This window comes from Cutibacterium namnetense (assembly GCF_001642025.1).
Classification (GTDB): domain Bacteria; phylum Actinomycetota; class Actinomycetes; order Propionibacteriales; family Propionibacteriaceae; genus Cutibacterium; species Cutibacterium namnetense.
In genome coordinates, this window is the sequence record NZ_LWHO01000010.1 from 48576 (window position 1) to 49229 (window position 654).

1 protein-coding gene and 1 pseudogene are annotated in these 654 nt (G+C 63.3%); both read left to right on the forward strand.

Annotated elements, in window-relative coordinates:
• Positions 1 to 240, forward strand: a pseudogene (locus tag A5483_RS09685) (ABC transporter ATP-binding protein); the annotation flags it as partial.
• Positions 237 to 654 (forward strand): ABC transporter permease (locus A5483_RS09690; protein WP_161485343.1); only part of this gene is annotated, 418 nt, incomplete at its 3' end. The pseudogene A5483_RS09685 and the gene A5483_RS09690, both read left to right, overlap by 4 nt.

Consider the following 654-nt stretch of genomic DNA (forward strand, 5'->3'; position numbering starts at 1 on the left):
GCCGTCGCCCGCGCTCTGGTGACCCGCCCCGACGTCATCGTCGCTGACGAACCCACCGGCGCCCTGGATTCGCAGGCCAGCGACGATCTGCTCACCTTCCTGCGCCACTGCGTCGACGACCTTGGTCAGACCGTCGTCATGGTCACCCATGATCGCGACGCCGCTGCCAGAGCCGACAACATCGTCATGGTGGCCGACGGTCAGGTTTCGACCGCTCGCAGCCAGGAGGCCCTGGCATGATTCACGAACGTCGTCGCCTTATCCCCACGATGATCGCCGTCATTATTGGCGTGGCCTTTGTAGCCAGCACGCTGATGCTGATGGACTCGATCAAGGCCGCCACGCTGCGTACCCAGGCGGCTGCTGTCGGGGACGCCACCGCAGTGGTGACCGCTAAGGAACCCTCGAAACCTATTTCGCCCACGACCACCGACAAGATTGCCACGGTGCCCGGCGTAATTTCAGTGGAGCAGACCCGTAACGTCCTCCTCCAGCGCACTGACAACGGGCAGGCCGCTCTTGTCAACGGTCACCTAATCCCGACCCATCCTCATCTGGTCAAGGGCCGTGCACCAGCCACGCTAGACGAGGTAGCCGTCAACCAGTCCACCGCCGACAATAACGCCGCAATCGGCTCGAAGATCACCGTCAACG